Below are 13,667 nucleotides of genomic sequence, written 5' to 3' on the forward strand. Positions count from 1 at the left end.
TAGGAGTTCATCGATGTCCGAAGCCACCCGCACCGTCACCGTCGCCAGCGGATCCGGTCTGCACGCCCGTCCGGCGTCGCTCTTCGTCCAGACCGTCACCGCGTCCGGCCACCAGGTCACGATCGCCAAGGGCGACAAGTCCGCGAACGCCGGCAGCATCCTCGGGCTCCTCGGGCTCGGCGTCGAGAACGGCGACGAGGTCACCATCACCGTGTCCGGTGACGATGCCGAATCGACCGCCGACAGCCTGGTCGAGTTCCTGAAGACGGACCACGACGCGGCCTGATCGCGCGCGGCGCGACCACGTCCTGACGGGAGGCACGGTGCCAGCTGGCACCGTGCCTCCCGTCTTTCCGGGTCGCGTCCAGGGCTGTCGGACCCCGCCGATAAGCTGTTCTGCATGACACGCCTGCGCCTCGCATCCGTCAACGTGAACGGCGTCCGCGCCGCGTTCCGCAAGGGCATGGGCGACTGGCTCGACGGGCGGGGCGTCGACGTCCTCGCCCTGCAGGAAGTCCGCGCATCGACCGACGACCTCACCGGACTCCTCGGCGACGGGTGGGACATCGTGCACGACCCCGCCTCGGCGAAGGGTCGCGCGGGCGTCGCGATCGCATCACGCCACCGAGCGCACATCCACCGCGTCGAGCTCGGACCGTCGGAGTTCGACTCCGCCGGCCGCTGGCTCGAAGCCGACTACGAGATCGACGGCACCCTCGTGACCGTCGTGTCGACGTACGTGCACTCGGGCGAGGTCGGCACCGAGAAGCAGGACGAGAAGTGGAAGTTCCTCGACGCGATGACGGAGCGGCTGCCGGAGCTCCGCGAGCACAACCCGCTCGCGGTCGTCGTCGGCGACCTCAACGTCGGACACGACGAGCGCGACATCAAGAACTGGAAGGGCAACGTCAAGCGTGCCGGCTTCCTGCCCAGGGAGCGCGCGTACTTCAGCCGCTTCTTCGGGACCGACGGCGAGCAGGTCGAGGGCGCTGACGGGTCGACGGGCACCGGGCTCGGCTGGGTCGACGTCGGTCGTGACCAGGCCGGCGACGTCGAGGGGCCGTACACGTGGTGGTCCTGGCGCGGCCAGGCCTTCGACAACGACACCGGGTGGCGCATCGACTACCAGATGGCCACGCCCGACCTCGCCGCGAAGGTGAGCTCCTACACGGTCGACCGCGCCGCGGCGTACGACCAGCGATGGTCCGACCACGCCCCCGTGGTCGTCGACTACGAGCTCTGACTCCCCACCCTCTTCCAGCAGTACAGGAACACCACCATGACCAAGACCCGCATCTTCTCGGGCATCCAGCCGTCAGCCGGCTCGCTGCACCTCGGCAACTACATCGGCGCCCTCATGCAGTGGAGGGACCTGCAGGACGACCACGACGCGATCTACTGCGTCGTCGACATGCACGCCATCACGAGCCCGCAGGACCCGGCCGAGCTCCGCGCGAGCACCCGTGCCACCGCCGCGCAGTACATCGCGTCCGGCATCGACCCGTCGAAGTCGACCCTGTTCGTGCAGTCCCACGTGCCCGCGCACGCCGAGCTGGCCTGGGTGCTGAACACCCTCACGGGCTTCGGCGAGGCGAGCCGCATGACCCAGTTCAAGGACAAGTCGGCGCGCCAGGGGACAGAGGCAGCGTCGGTGGGGCTCTTCACCTACCCGGTCCTGATGGCCGCGGACATCCTGCTCTACGACACCGCCGTGGTACCGGTCGGCGACGACCAGCGGCAGCACGTCGAGCTGACCCGTGACCTGGCGAACCGCTTCAACTCGCGGTTCGGCGACACCTTCGTGGTGCCGAAGGCGCAGATCGGCACCGAGTCGGCCCGCATCTACGACCTGCAGGACCCGACGAGCAAGATGAGCAAGTCGGCCGCGTCGGACAACGGGCTCATCCGCCTGCTCGACGACCCGAAGCGCACGGCGAAGAAGATCAAGTCCGCGGTGACCGACACCGAGCGCGAGATCCGGGCCGACCGTGCCACCAAGCCCGGTGTCACGAACCTGCTCGCGATCCTGTCGGCGTTCACGCGCACGCCGGTCGCCGAACTCGAGTCGTCGTTCGCCGGACGGGGCTACGGCGACCTGAAGGGCGAGGTCGCAGACGCGGTGGTCGCCGAGCTCGAACCGGTGCGCGCCCGCACGCTCGAGCTCCTCGACGACCCGGCGGAGCTCGACCGCCTGCTCGCCGTCGGTGCCGAGCGAGCCGAGTCCATCGCCGAGACGACCCTGGCGCGCGTCTACGACCGCATCGGCTTCGTCCCGCGCGTCCGGCGCTGACCGTGCTCCCCGTCACGCTGGCGTCCGAGCGCGTCCGGCTCGACCTCCCCACCCGGGCGGACACCGTCGCGATCACCGAGGCCTGCCAGGACCCGGACGTCATCCGCTGGACGACGATCCCCACCCCGTACCGGCCGCAGGACGCGAACGCCTTCGTCGACGCACTCGTGGGGCCGGGGTGGGCGTCCGACCGCGAGTACACGTGGGCGATCCGGCAGCCGGGGTCCACCTGGCTCGTCGGCGTCATCTCGTACCGCACCCAGCGCCGCGACCTCGGGTTCTGGCTCGCCCCGTCCGCGCGCGGCCACGGACTCGTGCACGAAGCGGTCTCGCTCGTCGTGGACTGGGCGTTCGACCGTGGCGCCCCCGACGTGTACTGGGAGTGTTACGAGGGCAACGTGGCGTCGGCGAGCGTCGCACGGCGCGCCGGTTTCTCGTACACGGGCACCGGCGACGCCGTCATCCCGAACCGGGACGGCTCCCCCGCATCGGCGTGGAAGGGACTCCGTCGCGCCGACGGGACACCCGCCTCCGACCTCGCCTGGCCCGCTGAGTCGTTCGCGGCCGCCCGGTAGTCTCGGACCGTGGACGGAAGCGCACCGACGACTCCCGAACCGGCCCCGTCGGCATCGCCGGCAGAGGTCCGGGCGATGCGCCGCGGGCTCGAACTGGCAGCGCTCGGCCCCGTGCTCGGCGACCACGCCCGGGTCGGCGCCGTCGTGCTCTCCCCCGCCGGCGAGGTGCTCGCGGAGGGCTGGCACAAGGGCGCCGGGACCCCGCACGCCGAGGTCGACGCGATGGCGAAGCTGCGACCCGAGCAGCTCCGCGGTGCGACGGTCGTCGTCACGCTCGAGCCGTGCAATCACACCGGGCGGACCGGCCCGTGCTCCGTGGCGCTGATCGAGGCCGGAGTGGGTCGCGTCGTGTACGCGATCGACGACCCCGGCGCGAACGTGCACGGCGGTGCCGACCGACTGCGGGCCGCCGGTGTCGACGTCGTGTCGGGTGTCCTCGCGGACGAGGCTTCCGCGTTCCTCGAGCGCTGGCTCGCATCCATCCGCCGGGGGCGCCCCTGGGTGACCGTGAAGTGGGCGTCCAGCCTGGACGGCCGGGCCGCAGCAGCCGACGGCACGAGCAAGTGGATCACGGGAGCGGCCGCTCGCCAGCACGTGCACGAGCAGCGCGCCTCGCACGACGCGATCGTCGTCGGGACGGGCACCGTCCTCGCGGACGACGCGTCGCTCACCGCACGCGGGGACGCCGGCGAACTCCTCGCCGATCAACCCCTCGCAGTCGTCCTCGGTGACCGAGCCGTCCCCGCTGATGCCGCCGTCCGACGCCACCCCCGCGGCTTCGTGCAGCTGCCGGGACACGACCTCGATGCCGCGCTCCGCGCGCTCGGCGACCGCGGAGTCCGCACGGTCTTCGTCGAGGGCGGCCCGACCGTCGCGTCGGCGTTCATCGCCGCCGGACTCGTCGACGAGTACCTCGTCTACGTCGCGCCGATCCTGCTCGGCGGCCCCCGTGTTGCGCTCGGTGACGTCGGTGTGGGAAGCATGAACGAACGTCTGCGGTTGGACGTACTATCGACAACCAGCCTCGGCCCTGACCTGCTGGTGCGTGCACGTCCGTCCGGTCGCGACCCTGAGCGACACCGCCACGACGACCACACGAACGACGGGGCCCGTAACGACCGGAGTACCCCATGACCGATGCACTGACCTCCCCCACCCCCGGGAGTCCGGTCCAGTTCGAGGTGTCCACGAACGTCCCGACCACCCACGGCACCTTCCAGATGCGCGCGTACCGCGACCTGGTGACCGGTGCCGAGCACGTGGCGATCATCGGCGCGCTTCCCGACGGCTCCGCGCCGACCGACGGCGCGCTCGTGCGCGTGCACTCGGAGTGCCTCACCGGAGAGGCCTTCGGTTCGCTGAAGTGCGAGTGCGGTCCGCAGCTCGACTCCGCCCTCGACACGATCGCCGCGGAAGGCGGCGTCGTGGTCTACCTGCGCGGGCACGAAGGACGCGGGATCGGACTCGTCAACAAGCTGAAGGCCTACCGGCTGCAGGAAGACGGCCTCGACACGCTCGACGCCAACCTGGCGCTCGGTCTCCCCGCGGACTCCCGCGAGTACGGCGGTGCTGCCGGCATCCTCACCGACCTCGGCATCAGCCGGGTGCGGCTGCTGTCGAACAACCCGGAGAAGCGTCGTCAGCTCGAAGAGCACGGCATCACGGTCGACACGCTGGTCCCCCTGGTCGTCGGTGTCTCGGCGCAGAACGCCGGGTACCTGGACACCAAGCGCGACCGCATGGGCCACGAGCTCCCCGGACACCTGCAGGTCGGCGCGCACAACTGACGGTGGGATACCAGTCCCTCGGCGGATTCGCAGGTTGGCGACATCCGTCGTACACTGATGGCTCCCGTCACAAGCGGTACACCACCAACCGAACGCACCCGATCGAACACCAGCGCCACCTGCGCCGACCGATCGGTGTCCGCAGTCCGGTACCGCTGCGTCGCCTGCACGACGCTCTGCTCGGAGTCCACACCGCCCCATGTCCGCCACATCGGCAGCACCTGCACCCGCACCCGCCACGAACCCGCGCTCCCGCGTCGTCGTCGCGAGCCTCATCGGCACGTCCATCGAGTTCTACGACTTCTACGTGTACGCGACCGCCGCGGTCCTCGTCTTCCCGACCCTGTTCTTCCCGAACGAGGACCCCACCGCGTCGCAGCTGTCGTCGTTCGTGACCTTCGCGCTCGCGTTCTTCGCGCGTCCCGTCGGCTCGATCATCTTCGGCCACTTCGGTGACCGCATCGGCCGCAAGACCACCCTCGTCGCATCGCTGCTCGTGATGGGGACCGCCACGTTCCTGATCGGCTGCCTGCCGACGTTCGACTCGATCGGCATCTGGGCGCCCGTCCTCCTCGCCGTGATGCGCTTCGCACAGGGTGTCGGCCTCGGTGGCGAGTGGTCCGGTGCGGCCCTGCTTGCGACCGAGAACGCCCCGAAGGGCAAGCGCGGCGTGTTCGGCTCGATGCCGCAGCTCGGCGCCCCGATCGGCTTCCTGCTCGCCAACGGCCTGTTCATCGCGATCAACGCCGCGATGCCCGCCGGCGCCGACGGCACCCCGAACCCGGACTTCCAGGCATGGGGCTGGCGTCTGCCGTTCCTGCTCTCGGCCGTGCTCGTGCTCGTCGGGCTGTACGTCCGCTTCCGGCTGGTCGAGTCGACGGTGTTCCGCGGCGTGCAGGAGTCGGGCACCGTCGCGAAGGTTCCGCTGGGCCGGGTGTTCCGCACCTCGTGGCGCGCGCTCATCGTCGGCACGCTTGGCATGGTTGCCACCTACGTGCTCTTCTACTTCATGACGACCTTCACGCTCTCGTACGGCACCACCGGGTCGACTGCCTCGGCACTCGTCCCGAAGGTCGGCCTCGGCTACTCGCGCGGCGAGTTCCTGACCCTGCTGATGATCGGCGTGGTGTTCTTCGGCATCTTCACGCCGATCGCCGGGATCCTCGCCGACAAGTTCGGCCGTCGGAAGACCCTCATCCCGACCACCATCGGCATCGCGCTCTTCGGTCTGACGTTCCAGTTCTGGTTCGCCGCCTCGACCGGCCCGATCACCGTCGTCACCTTCCTCATCGTGGGGCTGTCGCTAATGGGGCTGACGTTCGGCCCGATGGGCGCACTGCTCCCCGAGCTGTTCCCGACGAACGTCCGCTACACGGGTTCGGCGATCGCGTACAACGTCGCGTCCATCCTGGGCGCATCGCTCGCGCCGACGATCGCGCTCGCGCTGTGGAAGGCCGACGGCAACATCTTCCTGGTCGGGCTGTACCTGACCATCGCCGCCGTCGTCACCCTCGTCGCACTGCTCTTCATCCGCGAGACGAAGGGCGGCGACTTCGCGGACGAGGACGCACCGCGCGTCCACGCCGACACGACCGCCTCGGACGGGCACGTGCACACGTCCGGCAGCCTCGCGCCGTAGTTGCGCCCATCTCCGAGACGGGAGGCCCGGTGCCAGCTGGCACCGGGCCTCCCGTCCGTCTGCGCGCACGTTCCCGCCCATCGCGCGCGCAATGGAAAGCCGAATCGCGCGTAGGAGGCAGGAAAATCGGGCCTCCTACGCGCGAATCGACCTACCACGCGCGAAACGACCCACCGCGCCGCAGCCGTCAACTCAGGTTGACAACCAGCCCGGCGTCAATGTAGGTTGACACGCATGGACGGGCCGACGATCACGAACCTCGCAGCGGGGGCAGCGGGAGACGATCCGTTCTCCGCCCTCGCCAGCGTGCGCGAGCTCCGCCGAGAGCTCGACCGCACCGAGGAACTGGCCGCGCGACGCGCGAGGAACGCCGGCGCCTCGTGGCAGGAGATCGCGACGCTCCTCGGCGTGAGCCGTCAGGCAGTGCACAAGAAGTACGGCAGAAACTAGGAATCGATGAGCTCCCCCTTCGCGCGCCCGAAGAAGACCGACGGACCCCGCGCCACGTTCAGCCGCCTGCTGTCCTACCTGTTCGAGAACAAGCCCGCGATGGTCGTGATCATCGTGCTGAGCATCCTCGGCGCCGGGGCGTCGCTCGCGCAGCCGTTGCTCGTGAACCAGGTCGTCACCGCGGTCCAGCACGGCAACACGCTGAGCATGCTCGTGTGGGCGCTCGTCGTCCTCGTGATCGTCGCCGGTGTGCTCAACGGCGTCCAGCACTTCCTGCTGCAGCGTGCGGGTGAAGGCGTCGTGCTCTCGACGCGTCGCAAGCTGATCGCCCGCATCCTCAACCTGCCGATCTCCGAGTTCGACACCCGGCGGACCGGCGACCTCGTGTCCCGCGTCGGCAGCGACACGACCCTGCTCCGAGCGGTCCTCACGCAGGGCCTCATCGAGTCGATCGGCGGCATGCTCACCTTCATCGGGGCGATCATCGCGATGGCGATCATCGACCCGCTGCTGCTCGGCATCACCGTCGCGATCGTCATCGTCGCGATCGTCGTGGTCGGTGGGCTGAGCCGCCGCATCCGCATCGCGTCGAAGCGCGCGCAGGAAAAGGTCGGCGACCTCACCGCCGCGGTCGAACGCGGTATCGGCGCCGTCCGGACCATCCGCGCCGCCGGCGCCACCGAGCGCGAGGTGCACGAGGTCGACGGCCACGCGACCGAGGCGTACAAGCGCGGCCTCGACATCGCGAAGATGTCCGCCTTCGTGGTGCCCGTCGCGAGCATCGTGATGCAGGTCGCGTTCATCGCCGTGCTCGGCGTCGGTGGCGCCCAGGTCGCGGCCGGGACGATCACGATCGCCACGCTGATCACGTTCATCCTGCTGCTGTTCATGATGATCATGCCGCTCGGCCAGGCGATGGGTGCCGCGGTCGCCGTCGCGCAGGCACTCGGGGCACTCGGCCGCATCGAGGAGATCCTGCATCTGCCGACCGAGGACCAGGACGACGAGGCCGTGCACCCCGCCGCCGCCATCGCGACCGACGACGCCATCACGTTCGAGCACGTGTCGTTCCGGTACGCCCGCTCCGCGGACGCGTCCGGTGCCGACGGCGCAGAAGGCGCCAGCGGCCGGCCGGGAGGCCCGGATCGCCGCCGCGACGTCGCCGACGACGAGCAGGCGGTGCTGCACGACGTGTCGTTCCGTGTGCCGCGCGGCTCGCGTGTCGCCCTCGTGGGCCCGTCCGGCGCCGGAAAGTCGACGACCCTGGCGCTGATCGAGCGCTTCTACGACCCGACCGACGGGGTCATCCGTCTCGGCGGGATCGACGTCCGCGGGCTCGACCGCGACGAGCTCCGCGCACAGATCGGGTACGTCGAACAGGACGCCCCCGTGCTCGCCGGCACCATCCGCGCGAACCTGCTGCTCGGGTCGCCGGACGCCGGCGAGGACGACTGCGTCCGTGTCCTCGAGGCCGTCAACCTCGGCGACGTGCTGCACCGCGACCCCCGTGGGCTCGACGCGCAGGTCGGCGAGGACGGCGTGATGCTCTCGGGTGGTGAGCGCCAGCGTCTGGCGATCGCCCGTGCGCTGCTCGCCGCTCCCCCGATCCTGTTGCTCGACGAGTCCACGTCGTCGCTCGACGGCGTGAACGAGCAGAAGATGCGTCTGGCGATCGACGCCGTCGCCGAGGACCGCACGCTGCTCGTCATCGCGCACCGGCTGTCCACCGTGGTCGACTCCGACGTCATCGTCGTGCTCGAGCACGGACGGGTCGTCGGGGTCGGGACGCACTCGGAGCTGGTCGAGTCCACGCCGCTGTACCGCGACCTGGCGAAGCACCAGCTCCTGGTCTGACCCGGTCGGGTCAGAGCTGCGCGCCGCCGGGGTTCGCGAGTCCCTCGTCCATGTCGCTGCGTTCGACGTGGCCGCCGGCAGCAGCGATCTCGGCGAGTGCCGCCTCGCTCCGCGTCGGGTCCACTCCGACGACGAGGTCCGTGTAGACGCCGACGTCGAGGCCGGCGTGGACACCGTCGAGCGCGGTGGCCCGGACGCAGTGGTCGGTCGCGATGCCGACGATGTCGATGGCGTGCACCTTCCGGTCGTACAGCAGGTCGGCGAGGTCCTCGCCGGACTCGGTGGTGCCCTCGAACGCGGAGTACGCGGGCGCGCCCTGCCCCTTCACGACGTGGACGTCGATGGGTGCGGTGTCGAGTTCCGGGTGGTAGTCGGCCCCAGGGGTCCCGGCGACGCAGTGCACCGGCCAGGTCGTCTCGAAGTCGGGCTCGCCGCCCACCGCGAAGTGACCGCCGTTGTCGTCGTCGCCGTGGTGCCAGTCGCGGGACCCGACGATGAGGTCGTACTCGTCGGAGTGCCGGCCGAGGAACGCCGTGATGCGTGCGGCGACCTCCGCGCCGCCGACGACGCCGAGCGCGCCGCCCTCGGTGAAGTCGTTCTGCACGTCCACCACGAGGAGAGCCCTGGTCATGGGCCCATCCAACACCAGGTCGATCAGGAGTTGGTGAGCTTGTTCCCGCACGAGTAGGCGGCAGCGGTGACCGCGTCGAGGGCGGGCAGCGCGGCCGCGCGGGACGACCCGATGGCGTAGAACGCGAACGTCAGCTTCGTGCCGTCGGCCGCGTCGATGTACCCGCCGAGCGTGTTCGCGCTGTCGATCCACCCGGTCTTGGCGTGCACCTTGCCGCGTGCGACGGCGTTCGCCCCCGTGAAGCGGCTGGACAACGTGCCGGACTGCCCCGACACCGGCAGCGCCTGGGCGAGTGTCCCGAGGCCCTTCGCCCCGGCCGCGACCTGGACCATGAGGTGCGCGACGAAGTTCGGCGAGACGGCGTTCGACGCGCTCTCCCCGGAGCCGTCCTTGATCACGATGCCGGCGGGGTCGACGCCGTACGACGCGAGGGCCTTCTGGTAGACGCCGGTCAGCGACGCCGCTGAGCCGTCGGAACCCGACTCCTTCGACGAGATCCGCGCGAGCATCTCGGCGAGGGTGTTGTCCGAGTTCGGGATCATCTGGCCGATGAGGGTCGACACCGGCTGCGACGACACTTGCGCGATGGTGCTCTGGCTGGTGGTCGCGCGCTTCACGATCTGGGCGTTCGCCGCACCGACGACGCCGGCGTTCGCCAGGGCCGTCCGGAACGCCGCGCCCGCACGACCGACCGGGTCCTCGGAGCGGGGCGAGGTCGCGGCGCCGGGGTTCACGCGGTCGCCGTCGACCATCAGCGCGGTGACCTCCGGCTGGTACCCGATCGTCCGCTCACTGACGGGCCACGTCGGGTCCCAGGCGTCGGCGTCGTTCCAGTAGGTGTCGTCGGTGACGATCGTCGAGACCGCGGTGTCCCCGAGCTTCGACTTCACCTGCTGCGCCAGCTGGGCGAGGGTCGGCGCGCCCGGGTAGACCGTCGCGCCGCCGGCCGAGAGCGTCGCGTCGCCGTGTCCGACGAGCGCGATCGTGCCGCTGCCCTCGTCGGTGACCGTCGTCGGGATCGTGTGGTCGCCGCCGAGCACCGCCAGCGCGGTCGCGGTCGTGAGCGTCTTCATGACGCTGCCGGTCTGCGCGGCGGTGTCGCCGTTCTTCGAGAAGAGCATCTCTCCGGTGGAGGCGTTCATCACGTAGCCCTCGAAGTTCCCGAGACCGGCGGCGGATGCCGGGCCGGCAATCGAGCAGGTCCGGAGCGCTGACGGCCCGGGGGCATCGGACGGCACCGTGCGGGGTGCCACCGTCGGGGTCGGCGTCGTGCTCGCCGTCGGCGTCGCGGAGCCGCTCGTCGTCCCCGCGGCCGACGGCGCCGTGGACGCCGATCCGGTCGGGGCGGTCGCCGCGGCGACCGCGACGGCACCGCCGGAGCCGAGCACCAGGACCGCGGCGAGACCGCCGATCGCCCACGGCAGGGGCTTCTGCGCGATCGATCCGCGGATCGCGGTGAACGCGCCGCGGAGGCGGTCGGGGACGGACTCGTGCTCGGACATCGGGACCGATCCTACGGAACTGCGGGAGGAGCCTCCAGGCCTGCTGCCGACTCGCCTGCTGCCGACTCGCCTGCTGCCGACTCACCCTCCACCGACTCGCCGTCCGCCGCGTACCGGACCCCGACCTGCCTGCGTGCCTCGTCCATCACCGCCATGATCGCGATCGTCTGCTCCGGGTCCATCGCGCCGCCCTCGTGGTCGCCGGAGGCGATCATCGCCTCGAACGCGCGGACCTCGTGCGCGTAGCCGGTCAGTTCCTCACGCGAGTCGTACTCCTCCACGACCGCTCCGTCGCGGTCGCGCACCCGCCACGTCGTCGGCGTGTACCAGGTGGCGTCGATGTCGATCCGCCCGTCGTCGCCGATGATCGACGCCGTGTTCGGGCTCCGGACGTCCAGCGAGAAGTGCACCGTCGACTGCGCTCCCCCGTCGTGGGTCGTCACGATCCCCATCTGCGTGTCGACCCCCTCGGCGCTGAGCGTCCCGGCCGCCACGACGTCGGTCGGGACGCCGAGGACGTCCACGACGAACGAGATCGGGTAGACGCCGAGGTCGAGGATCGCGCCGCCGCCGAGCTCCGGGTCGCGCAGCCGGTGGTTCGGATCCGTCGGCAGGGCCTGGTGGTGCGTGGCCTCCACGAACCTCGGGCGACCGATCCGCCCTTCCGCGATGAGCTCTCGGATCATGGTCATCTGCGGCAGGAAGCGCGTCCACATGGCCTCCATGACCGCGACGTCCTCCCGGCGAGCAGCATCGACCACGCGACGCGCCTGCTCGGCGGTGATCGTGAACGCCTTCTCGACGAGGACGTGCTTGCCCGCGTCGATCGCGAGCAGGGCGTCCTCCGCGTGGCGGGAGTGTGGAGTCGCGACGTACACCGCGTCGACGTCGGGATCGGCCACCAGGTCCGCGTAGCTGCCGTGGGCCCGCGGGATGTCGAACTCCGCCGCGAACGCGTCGGCGCTCGCCCGAGTGCGGCTGCCGACCGCGACGAACTCCACCCCCGCAGCGGTGCAGTCGCCCACGAATGACCGGGCGATGCCGCCCGTGCCGATGACTCCCCAGCGAACCGTCATGTGCCCTGTCTACCAGCGTCGACGAGTTGTCCACATCCAGCACTCGGGTATGGACCGCACTGCCGATTGCCAGCTAGCGTGCTGGAACGTCCCCCGACCGGGGGCCACTCCCCCGTAGATCAGGAACGCCATGCGTCGACCCGTGTCTCCTTCCCGGTTCCTCTCCGCCACCGCCGTCGGTGCGGCCATCGTCGTCGCGGCGACCGTCCTCGGCGGCGCACCCGCATCGGCGCACGGCTGGGGATCCCCGGGGCACGGGAACGGACACGGACACGATCCGGACGCCGGGTTGACGCCACGGACCTCGTTCACGATGGCGGCGGACGGGTCGTCCGGTGCGACGCAGGGTGGTGAGGGCATCCCGAACATCGACTCCGTGAAGAAGACGATCGCGACGTACTACGGCGACCCCGGCACCGGGCTCGCGAACCGGACCGACTCGCCGTACATCCGCGAGATGCGGTCGATCGTCGCGCGGCAGACCGCGCAGCTGCGGCAGATCCACGACCGGGCGGTCCGGAAGGGCGAGAAGCCCGCGATCGTGCTCGACGCGGACGACACCACGCTGTGGACCTACGACATGGAGGTCGCGGACATGCACTTCGTCTTCGATCCCACCGAACAGGACGTCTGGGTCCAGGACCAACGCTTCGCCGCCGTCCCGTCGATGGTCGGCCTCGTGAACACCGCGTCGGCGATGGGGTTCACGGTCTTCGGGCTGACCGGCCGGAACGACGACCAGAAGGCAGCCACGGTGGCCAACCTGACGAAGGTCGGCTACCAGGGATTCTCCTCGGACGACTTCTTCACGAAGTGGACCGGCGTCGGCGCCAGCCAGCAGCCGTCGTACATCACGTGCGCGACGGCATCCTGCACCACGGTCGAGTACAAGGCGCAGACCCGCAAGCACATCGAGCAGGACCTCGGGTACGACATCGCGCTGAACATCGGCGACCAGTGGAGCGACCTGCAGGGCGGGTACGCCGACCGCAACCTGAAGCTGCCGAACCCGACGTACTACCTGCCCTCGGCCGATCTCCCCGGGGTGTCCGAGCCGTCGCTCGCGCCGCGCACCCACTTCACGATGGCCGCGGACGGATCGTCAGGAGCCACGCAGGGCGGTGAGGGCATCCCGAACATCGACTCCGTGAAGAAGACGATCGCGACGTACTACGGCGACCCCGGCACCGGGCTCGCGAACCGGACCGACTCGCCGTACATCCGCGAGATGCGGTCGATCGTCGCGCGGCAGGCCCCGGTGATCGCCGCGCAGTGCGCCGTCGGCCGGGCGAAGCACAGCAACCCGGCGATCGTGCTCGACGCCGACGACACCACGCTCTGGACCTACGACATGGAGGTCGCGGACATGCACTTCGTCTTCGACCCCACCGAACAGGACGTCTGGGTCCAGGACCAACGCTTCCCCGCCACCCCGTCGATGACGTCGCTCGTGTCGATCGCCCAGCGCGCCGGGTGCACGGTGATCGGGCTGACCGGTCGCAACGACGACCAGAAGACGGCGACCATCGCCAACCTGAACAAGGTCGGCTTCCCGCAGTTCCGCGCCGAGCAGCGCGGCACGCAGACCTACTACACGAAGTGGACCGGGGTCGGCACCTCGCAGCAGCCGTCGTACGTCCAGTGCGCGACCGCGAAGTGCACGACGATCGAGTACAAGTCCCAGACCCGCGCGCACATCGAGTCGGCGGCCGGCGGGCGGTACGCCATCGTCGCGAACGTGGGCGACCAGTACAGCGACCTCACGGGCGGCTCCGCGGATCGAACCGTGAAGTTGCCGAATCCGACGTACTACCTGCCCTGAACCCCGCGTAGCGTCCGAACGGAGGACAACCAGCGCGAGGA

Annotated in this window: 12 protein-coding genes and 1 pseudogene; 10 read left to right on the forward strand and 3 right to left on the reverse strand. The window is 70.4% G+C overall.

Annotated elements, in window-relative coordinates; all coding sequences use genetic code 11:
• Positions 1–13: 13 nt before the first annotated feature.
• The 9 genes and pseudogenes from ACO0E1_RS10625 to ACO0E1_RS10665 all read left to right on the forward strand — a co-directional run bounded on the left by ACO0E1_RS10625 (position 14) and on the right by ACO0E1_RS10665 (position 8,595).
• Positions 14–286 (forward strand): HPr family phosphocarrier protein, encoded by a 273-nt coding sequence (locus tag ACO0E1_RS10625; protein ID WP_422874157.1) that lies wholly within the window; start codon positions 14–16, stop codon positions 284–286.
• 114 nt (positions 287–400) lie between these two features.
• Positions 401–1,243 carry an exodeoxyribonuclease III gene (locus tag ACO0E1_RS10630; protein ID WP_422874158.1) on the forward strand — a complete coding sequence of 281 codons (843 nt, stop codon included), beginning with the start codon at positions 401–403 and terminating at the stop codon, positions 1,241–1,243.
• Positions 1,244–1,279: 36 nt separating this feature from the next.
• A complete protein-coding gene (gene trpS / locus ACO0E1_RS10635) occupies positions 1,280–2,290 on the forward strand; it encodes a tryptophan--tRNA ligase (RefSeq protein WP_422874159.1) in 1,011 nt (336 codons plus the stop codon).
• Between the two features lie 2 nt (positions 2,291–2,292).
• On the forward strand, positions 2,293–2,865 hold the full coding sequence (locus tag ACO0E1_RS10640; RefSeq protein WP_422874160.1) for a GNAT family N-acetyltransferase: 573 nt from the start codon (positions 2,293–2,295) through the stop codon (positions 2,863–2,865).
• 75 nt (positions 2,866–2,940) lie between these two features.
• Positions 2,941–3,999 carry a bifunctional diaminohydroxyphosphoribosylaminopyrimidine deaminase/5-amino-6-(5-phosphoribosylamino)uracil reductase RibD gene (gene ribD / locus ACO0E1_RS10645; RefSeq protein WP_422874397.1) on the forward strand — a complete coding sequence of 353 codons (1,059 nt, stop codon included), beginning with the start codon at positions 2,941–2,943 and terminating at the stop codon, positions 3,997–3,999.
• Between the two features lie 29 nt (positions 4,000–4,028).
• Positions 4,029–4,652 (forward strand): annotated as a pseudogene (gene ribA, locus ACO0E1_RS10650) (GTP cyclohydrolase II); the annotation flags it as partial.
• A 199-nt stretch (positions 4,653–4,851) separates the two neighbouring features.
• Positions 4,852–6,291: an MFS transporter gene (locus tag ACO0E1_RS10655; RefSeq protein WP_422874161.1), complete on the forward strand. Its 1,440-nt coding sequence runs from the start codon at positions 4,852–4,854 to the stop codon at positions 6,289–6,291.
• Positions 6,292–6,525: 234 nt separating this feature from the next.
• Positions 6,526–6,741, forward strand: coding sequence for a hypothetical protein (locus tag ACO0E1_RS10660; RefSeq protein ID WP_422874162.1), 216 nt, complete (start codon positions 6,526–6,528; stop codon positions 6,739–6,741).
• Between the two features lie 6 nt (positions 6,742–6,747).
• On the forward strand, positions 6,748–8,595 hold the full coding sequence (locus ACO0E1_RS10665; protein ID WP_422874163.1) for an ABC transporter ATP-binding protein: 1,848 nt from the start codon (positions 6,748–6,750) through the stop codon (positions 8,593–8,595).
• A gap of 10 nt (positions 8,596–8,605) precedes the next feature.
• Here ACO0E1_RS10665 and ACO0E1_RS10670 read toward each other — a convergent pair whose 3' ends face one another.
• The 3 genes from ACO0E1_RS10670 to ACO0E1_RS10680 are packed head-to-tail and all read right to left on the reverse strand — an operon-like array spanning position 8,606 to position 11,804.
• Positions 8,606–9,226 carry an isochorismatase family protein gene (locus ACO0E1_RS10670; RefSeq protein ID WP_422874164.1) on the reverse strand — a complete coding sequence of 207 codons (621 nt, stop codon included), beginning with the start codon at positions 9,224–9,226 and terminating at the stop codon, positions 8,606–8,608.
• A gap of 23 nt (positions 9,227–9,249) precedes the next feature.
• On the reverse strand, positions 9,250–10,728 hold the full coding sequence (dacB, locus tag ACO0E1_RS10675; protein WP_422874165.1) for a D-alanyl-D-alanine carboxypeptidase/D-alanyl-D-alanine endopeptidase: 1,479 nt from the start codon (positions 10,726–10,728) through the stop codon (positions 9,250–9,252).
• A gap of 11 nt (positions 10,729–10,739) precedes the next feature.
• The gene (locus ACO0E1_RS10680; protein ID WP_422874166.1) at positions 10,740–11,804 is read right to left on the reverse strand and encodes a Gfo/Idh/MocA family protein; all 1,065 of its coding nucleotides are present in this window, start codon (positions 11,802–11,804) and stop codon (positions 10,740–10,742) included.
• A gap of 130 nt (positions 11,805–11,934) precedes the next feature.
• Here ACO0E1_RS10680 and ACO0E1_RS10685 point away from each other — a divergent pair, with 130 nt between their 5' ends.
• On the forward strand, positions 11,935–13,626 hold the full coding sequence (locus tag ACO0E1_RS10685; RefSeq protein WP_422874167.1) for an HAD family acid phosphatase: 1,692 nt from the start codon (positions 11,935–11,937) through the stop codon (positions 13,624–13,626).
• Positions 13,627–13,667: the final 41 nt, after the last annotated feature.

The sequence above is a fragment of the Curtobacterium guangdongense genome, assembly GCF_049341845.1.
Classification (GTDB): domain Bacteria; phylum Actinomycetota; class Actinomycetes; order Actinomycetales; family Microbacteriaceae; genus Curtobacterium; species Curtobacterium guangdongense.

What these genes read in the sequence shown, in the direction of transcription:
- ACO0E1_RS10625 (WP_422874157.1), top strand. Translation starts at nt 14, where the DNA reads ATGTCCGAAGCCACCCGCACCGTCACCGTCGCCAGCGGATCCGGTCTG.
- ACO0E1_RS10630 (WP_422874158.1), top strand. Translation starts at nt 401, where the DNA reads ATGACACGCCTGCGCCTCGCATCCGTCAACGTGAACGGCGTCCGCGCC.
- trpS (WP_422874159.1), top strand. Translation starts at nt 1,280, where the DNA reads ATGACCAAGACCCGCATCTTCTCGGGCATCCAGCCGTCAGCCGGCTCG.
- ribD (WP_422874397.1), top strand. Translation starts at nt 2,941, where the DNA reads ATGCGCCGCGGGCTCGAACTGGCAGCGCTCGGCCCCGTGCTCGGCGAC.
- ACO0E1_RS10655 (WP_422874161.1), top strand. Translation starts at nt 4,852, where the DNA reads ATGTCCGCCACATCGGCAGCACCTGCACCCGCACCCGCCACGAACCCG.
- ACO0E1_RS10660 (WP_422874162.1), top strand. Translation starts at nt 6,526, where the DNA reads ATGGACGGGCCGACGATCACGAACCTCGCAGCGGGGGCAGCGGGAGAC.
- ACO0E1_RS10665 (WP_422874163.1), top strand. Translation starts at nt 6,748, where the DNA reads ATGAGCTCCCCCTTCGCGCGCCCGAAGAAGACCGACGGACCCCGCGCC.
- ACO0E1_RS10670 (WP_422874164.1), bottom strand. Translation starts at nt 9,226, where the DNA reads ATGACCAGGGCTCTCCTCGTGGTGGACGTGCAGAACGACTTCACCGAG.
- dacB (WP_422874165.1), bottom strand. Translation starts at nt 10,728, where the DNA reads ATGTCCGAGCACGAGTCCGTCCCCGACCGCCTCCGCGGCGCGTTCACC.
- ACO0E1_RS10680 (WP_422874166.1), bottom strand. Translation starts at nt 11,804, where the DNA reads ATGACGGTTCGCTGGGGAGTCATCGGCACGGGCGGCATCGCCCGGTCA.
- ACO0E1_RS10685 (WP_422874167.1), top strand. Translation starts at nt 11,935, where the DNA reads ATGCGTCGACCCGTGTCTCCTTCCCGGTTCCTCTCCGCCACCGCCGTC.